At 32.7% G+C, this 6,686-nt stretch carries 7 protein-coding genes; all 7 read right to left on the bottom strand.

Features of this window, described 5'->3' with window-relative positions; translation table 11 throughout:
• Positions 1–85: 85 nt before the first annotated feature.
• Positions 86–1,564 (bottom strand): stage IV sporulation protein A, encoded by a 1,479-nt coding sequence (gene spoIVA, locus CN514_RS10100; protein WP_098232460.1) that lies wholly within the window; start codon positions 1,562–1,564, stop codon positions 86–88.
• A gap of 196 nt (positions 1,565–1,760) precedes the next feature.
• Positions 1,761–2,477 carry a hypothetical protein gene (locus tag CN514_RS10095; RefSeq protein WP_098232459.1) on the bottom strand — a complete coding sequence of 239 codons (717 nt, stop codon included), beginning with the start codon at positions 2,475–2,477 and terminating at the stop codon, positions 1,761–1,763.
• Positions 2,478–2,497: 20 nt separating this feature from the next.
• Positions 2,498–2,695: a DUF2768 domain-containing protein gene (locus CN514_RS10090; RefSeq protein WP_056466707.1), complete on the bottom strand. Its 198-nt coding sequence runs from the start codon at positions 2,693–2,695 to the stop codon at positions 2,498–2,500.
• 442 nt (positions 2,696–3,137) lie between these two features.
• The gene (locus tag CN514_RS10085; protein WP_098232458.1) at positions 3,138–3,407 is read right to left on the bottom strand and encodes a stage VI sporulation protein F; all 270 of its coding nucleotides are present in this window, start codon (positions 3,405–3,407) and stop codon (positions 3,138–3,140) included.
• A 328-nt stretch (positions 3,408–3,735) separates the two neighbouring features.
• On the bottom strand, positions 3,736–4,773 hold the full coding sequence (locus CN514_RS10080; protein WP_098232457.1) for an NAD(P)H-dependent glycerol-3-phosphate dehydrogenase: 1,038 nt from the start codon (positions 4,771–4,773) through the stop codon (positions 3,736–3,738).
• A gap of 43 nt (positions 4,774–4,816) precedes the next feature.
• Positions 4,817–6,127, bottom strand: a complete 1,311-nt coding sequence (der, locus tag CN514_RS10075) for a ribosome biogenesis GTPase Der (protein ID WP_098232456.1) — start codon at positions 6,125–6,127, stop codon at positions 4,817–4,819.
• 132 nt (positions 6,128–6,259) lie between these two features.
• Positions 6,260–6,686: YphA family membrane protein (locus CN514_RS26165; protein WP_217993919.1), on the bottom strand; the 427-nt coding region annotated here is incomplete at its 5' end.

Genomic DNA, 6,686 nt, shown 5'->3' with positions numbered 1-6,686 from the left:
GATTTAAAATTTTTAAAAAATCAATCTTAATATTTCGCTAAAACAAAAAAAATCAGATGGTTTTTACCACCTGATCAATTAATGATTAAAGGATAATTGCAATTAAGCCGCCACTTCCTTCGTTAATAATTCTTTCTAAAGTTTCCTTCAATTTATATCTTGCATTTTCTGGCATTAGTGAAAGTTTCGCTTGGATGCCTTCTCGTACAATTGAACTTAATGAACGTCCAAATATATCTGAGTTCCAGATGGATAATGGATTATCTTCAAAATCTTGCATTAAGTATTTAACAAGTTCTTCACTTTGTTTTTCAGTTCCGATGATTGGTTCAAACGTTGACTCAACATCAACTTTAATCATATGAATCGAAGGTGCTACTGCTTTTAATTTGACTCCAAATCTTGAACCATGACGTATAATTTCTGGCTCATCTAAGCTCATATCTAAAAGCGAAGGTGCAGCAATTCCATAGCCAGTTTGTTTAACCATTTTTAAGGCATCTGCTACTTGATCATACTCTTGTTTTGCGTGAGCGAAATCTTGCATTAATTCTAATAAATGATCTTTACCACGAATTTCTACTCCCACTACTTCTTTTAAGACTTGATCATATAACTCATCTGGTGCAGATAAATCAATTTCAGCAACCCCTTGCCCCATATCTATTCCAGCAAGTTGTGCATGTTCAATAAATTCATAATCACTAAATTGGCCAACTACATAATCTACATCTCTTAATCGCTTAATATCTTTAACTGTTTCTTGAATTGCTTCTTGGTAGCTTTGGCGTAGCCAGTGATTTTCTTTTAAAACTAATACCCAGCTAGGTAAGTTAACGTTCACTTCAAGGACTGGGAATTCGTATAAAGCTTCGCGAAGTACGTTCATTACATCTCCTTCGCGCATTGCTTCAACACTTAATGCGATGACAGGAATATCGTACTTTTCTGATAGTTCTTGTCTTAGTGCTTCTGTATTAGGATGATATGGCTGAGAAGAGTTGATCACCATAATGAAAGGCTTTCCAACTTCTTTTAATTCAGCAACTACTCGTTCCTCTGCTTCGATATAATCGTATCTAGCTATTTCTCCAATTGTGCCATCAGTTGTTACAACGACTCCAATTGTAGAATGCTCTTGAATAACTTTTCTTGTACCGATTTCTGCCGCTTCATTAAATGGAATCGGTTCTTCATACCAAGGAGTGCTAATCATTCTAGGACCATTTTCATCCTCATATCCTTTAGCCCCTGGCACACTATAACCAACGCAATCTACTAATCGAATATTTACATCTAACCCATCCGCTACATGAATTTTTACACCTTGATTCGGAACGAATTTTGGTTCAGTAGTCATTATTGTTTTACCTGCAGCGCTTTGAGGTAATTCATCATGTGCTCTAGCACGATCGGCTTCATTTTGAATATTAGGGATTACAACAGCTTCCATAAAGCGTTTAATAAATGTTGATTTACCAGTGCGCACAGCACCTACAACACCTAAGTAGATATCTCCTCCTGTGCGCTCGGCAATGTCTTTAAAAATATCTATCTTTTCCATGTGTTCCCCTCCTGATTTATCAATACATGGGAATAATTGACTTGAAGTAGTATACCTATGACAATATCATTCTATGATGTTGTCCTAGTGAGTTATGACAAGATTTTTTATTTTTTCTTTTTATTCACTTGGGATCAAATAAAATAATCCTTCGATAAAATGTATTCTTTTATCAAAGGATTATGATTTATATTATTTATTTTTGTTCTATAAATACTGGTTGTCCATCTTTAATCGTATATGGAAGTGAGTATGCAGGCACGATTGGTGAGTCTTTTACTAAGATAGAACGAATATCTTCACCAAACTTATAATTTTTCGCTTCTTTCATTTTTGAATATAAATCAGTTGAATAATCAACATAAAACTCCCCATCATTCCCCATGATGATTGGTAAGTTCTTATTACTATAAGGACTGACTACAAATGGTTCTTCCTTGAAACCCATCTTTTTATAGTTTAATAGAAAAACACCATTAGCCAATGTTTTCTTGATTGGTGGGTAAGTATGTTTATCTTTATATACTTGTACTCTTAATGAAACATCTCTTAGTTTTTCTGCAATTCTAAGATCGACTAATTTAACAGTCGGATTCTTCTCTGCATCTACTAATACGTACTGGAAGATACCACCATTTTCATATGAATTACCAGGTGCATCACTTAAATAGCCAGGTGTTAGTTTTGTAAAATCAATTGGATATTTAATATAAATAGGTGTGTTCATATCCTTATTTTTTATCGGTAACATGCCTGAATTGTTTTCCTTAAATTTATTAACTGCAGTTTGAACAGATTGCACTTGATCATCATATGGTACTTGATTTTGTGCAAGTTTATCTTGTGGATATAAACAGCCACTTAATAGACTTATAACAAAGCACATTAGAATGGAAAGAAATAGCTTTTTCATGTTAGTCCCCTTTATACTCATTAACTAGGCCAGCTTAATACGATATATGTAATTAAAATCCCTGAAATAATTAAAGACATATATGCAATGAAAGCTGTAATCATTTTTAAAAATTTTATTTTTATTTTGTTTCTACTCAAGAAAATTAAAAATAATGATAAAAGCATTAATCCGATTCCTACAAAAGAAATAATTTCATTAATATGTGCCGCGTTCATTATGTTCCCCCTATGTATTTTCTACCATTATTATAGTATCAAAATAATCACATGATTTGAATTAAAATCTTTTTAATCCTATTAAGACATTATCGACTTATTTAATGCTTACGTATACTTGTCTGTTATAAATTTATTTCCATCTTCATAAAAAAACCATTAGAACATATTCACTAAGTACAACCTAAACAAACACCATCAAAATACCTCCTTGATAAAAACCAACCAAGGAGGACTTTAGGACCATCACATATTTATAAGGACAAAATAAAAAGAAAGAAAAAGTAAAAATATACTCCTTCTTTCTTCGAAGCAAACTGGGGCAATTGCTTCGTAATCATCCTCGACTAACACCCACCAGAATACATCCGGTATAAGTCATTCTATAGTATGCGAAAATGTATGATTATGCACTAAATACATCGCTGAAGAATAAGCCCAATTATTTTTGTTTAAACATATTTGTTAATGATTGAAAATCTAATGGCATATTATTTGTAACAATTGCTTGAACGATTTTATCTTCTTTTTCCTTAGAAACTTGACGACCTGTCATCATTGCAATTTGACGAACTAGTTTTCTAACAGTTGCTTCATCTTTAAAGTTTGCATCTTTTACTGAATCAGCGACTTTAAAAATATCTGATTTGCTTACATTTGCTTTCTTTTCAATCTTATCGAAGAAACCATTTGGATTATTATTAGTCACCATTCAAACCTCCTTCTTTTCTATACAACATATGCTATGCAAAAAAAGAGAAATGGTGAAACGCCTATTTTAGTCCATAAAAGAAAAAGCACTAAAACAAAGGTTTAATGCTTTTAGACTGTTGACAAACGCTCGCTTTCTTCGTTACTTCGCCTGTCTACGGTGCTCATTACCGTCTAGAGTAACTCCGCTCCTCACCAGGCTTCGCGCCTCGAAAGACAAGCGCTTGCAATCAGTCTGAAAATCAAGTATTTTGTACTTTGTCTACAAATTAAAAGCACTAAAACAGAGTTTTAATGCTTTTAATCTGACCATATTTAAATAAAATTAATTACTCAGCAAGATCGCTTATATAATTTGAAGTACTTTCGCCCTCATGTTTTTTTACACGAGACATAAGTGCATCAACTGCTAATTTTGGATTTTTATTTTCAAATAATACTGCGTGTAATTCATTAACAATTGGCATCTCTACATTTACTTGTTTTGCTAATTGATATGCAGCCTTTGTCGTGCGAACACCTTCAACGACCATACCCATATTATCTAATACTTCGTCTAAAGATTTACCTTTCCCTAATAAATTACCAGCTCTCCAGTTACGGCTATGGACACTCGTACAAGTTACGATTAAGTCGCCCATTCCTGTTAAACCAGCAAAAGTTTGAGTATTAGCTCCCATAGCTTTACCTAAACGAATAATTTCTGCAAGTCCTCGTGTCATTAAGGCCGCCTTCGCGTTGTCGCCATATCCAAGTCCGTCAGTAATACCAGCAGCAAGTGCGATAATATTCTTTAATGCTCCACCAATTTCTACACCAATTACATCTTCGTTTGTGTATACACGGAAATAACCATTTGAGAATAATTCTTGTACAATTTCCGCATCTTCCATATTTTTAGATGCCGATGTTACAGTCGTTGGATGTCTTAAAGCAACTTCTTCAGCATGACTTGGACCTGATAATACAACTACTGATTTTAAGAATTTCGAATCAATTTCTTCAGAGATCATTTCTGAAACACGCTTAGATGTGTCAGGCTCAATCCCTTTACTTGCATGGATTATTGTAACCTCGTTCGTTAATTCATTATTTAATTGTTGGCAAACTTCTCTTATTGCTTTCGTTGGAACAACAAGCAAAATATAGTTAGCTCCATTTATAGCTTCTTTTAAATTGACCGATGCCTTTAAATTTTGAGGTAAACTAATTTCTGGCAAGTATCTTTTATTAGTATGCTGTTCATTTATTTCATTGATTTGTTCGGATTTATTTCCCCATAAAGTCACCGTATGCCCATTATCTGATAAAACCATGGCTAAAGCAGTACCCCAACTACCTGCACCTAAAACAGCGATTTTTTCCAAATCAACACTCCCCTTCATAAAGAATCCATATTTTACATCGAATTTAAGCTCGTGCACGACCGATAATCTTAATTGGAGATCCTTCAAAATCAAAAGCATCTCTAATACGATTTTCTAAGAAACGCTCATAACTAAAGTGAAGTAATTCAGGATCATTTACAAAAACAACAAATGTAGGTGGTTTAATTGCTACTTGAGTTGCATAATACACTCTTAATCTTTGTCCATTATGTGTTGGTGTTGGATTCATCGCAATTGCATCCATAATAACATCATTTAATACATTTGTTGGAACACGTAAACTATGGCTTTCACAAGCTTTATTAATCATTGGTAATAAAGTTTGAGTTCTTTTCTTCGTTTTAGCTGATAGGAATACAATTGGAGCATAATCTAAGAATTGGAAATGTGCTCGAATGTTTTCAATGAATTCATTCATCGTTTTTTCATCTTTTTCTACTGCATCCCATTTATTTACAACAATAACAACTGATCTACCTGCTTGATGTGCATATCCAGCAATTTTCTTATCTTGTTCGATAATACCTTCTTCACCATCTAATACAACTAAGACGACATCTGATCTCTCGATTGCACGTAAAGCACGTAATACGCTGTATTTTTCCGTACTTTCATAAACTTTACCTTTTTTTCTCATACCAGCTGTATCGATAATGACATAGTCTTGGCCATCTTTTGAATAAGGTGTATCGACAGCATCACGTGTAGTTCCAGCAACATTACTTACAATTACACGTTCTTGACCTAATAATGCATTTACTAAAGAAGACTTCCCTACGTTTGGTCTACCAATTAAACTAAATTTAATTGTCTCTTCATCGTAATGATCATCTTCTTGTTCAGGGAAATGTTTTACAACTTCATCAAGTAAATCACCTAGTCCTAAACCATGTGAACCTGAGATTGGAAATACTTCTCCAAATCCTAATGCATAAAAGTCGTAAATATCACTTCTCATTTCAGGATTATCGACTTTATTAACTGCTAATACTACTGGTTTTTTTGTTTTATAAAGGATTTTAGCAACTTCCTCATCTGCCGCTGTAACACCCTCTCGGCCATTTGTTAGAAAAATAATAACATCCGCTTCATCTATTGCGATTTCAGCTTGTTGACGAATTTGCTCTAAAAATGGCTCATCACCAATGTCAATTCCACCTGTATCGATTAAACTAAATTCTTGATTTAACCATTCTCCAGAACTGTAAATACGATCACGAGTAACCCCTGGAATATCTTCTACAATTGAAATTCTTTCTCCCACTATCCTATTAAAAATAGTTGATTTCCCTACATTTGGTCGTCCAACTATTGCAACTGTCGGTTTAGACATTTAATTCATCCTTCCTAGCATAACTATGTACCATTTAAATCATCTAAATGAGTTTTAGTTTAGTTTTAAAAATTGATTTATTTAAATAACTTATCTATTTTAACAAAAAATATGAGAAAAGACCAATACACTTCAACTTTTTAATAAATTTCTATTTTTGTGACTTATTTTTGATACGTAAATTACTATGAATTGAATTGCTGACAATAATAAAATGGACATAAATAACGTATCAAACCAATTTAAATCTCCAATTATATATTTAAAATTAATCGACTTAAATGTAAAATAATTAAAAATGTCTCCCTGAACTAGACCAATTGTTATATAACGCATTTTTTCATAATAGGATTTACTTAAAAAGAAAGTAAGTAGTATTACTAAAAATGAACTAATTATCTTCTCATCAATAAAAAAGCTTGCAGGATCATAAATCGAAAGCAGTGTAACTACACTATATGTCATGCCTATAATCAGGCCTTTAAAGAAATGAACAATTTGTTCAATTAAATTTAATAAACTAATAAAGTAGCTTATGATAAAAATTATAATGATATAT

Origin of the sequence: Bacillus sp. AFS001701, assembly GCF_002559405.1 — a bacterium.
In the GTDB taxonomy this organism is placed as follows: domain Bacteria; phylum Bacillota; class Bacilli; order Bacillales; family Bacillaceae_G; genus Gottfriedia.
This window is presented reverse-complemented; position numbering and strand designations above follow the sequence as displayed.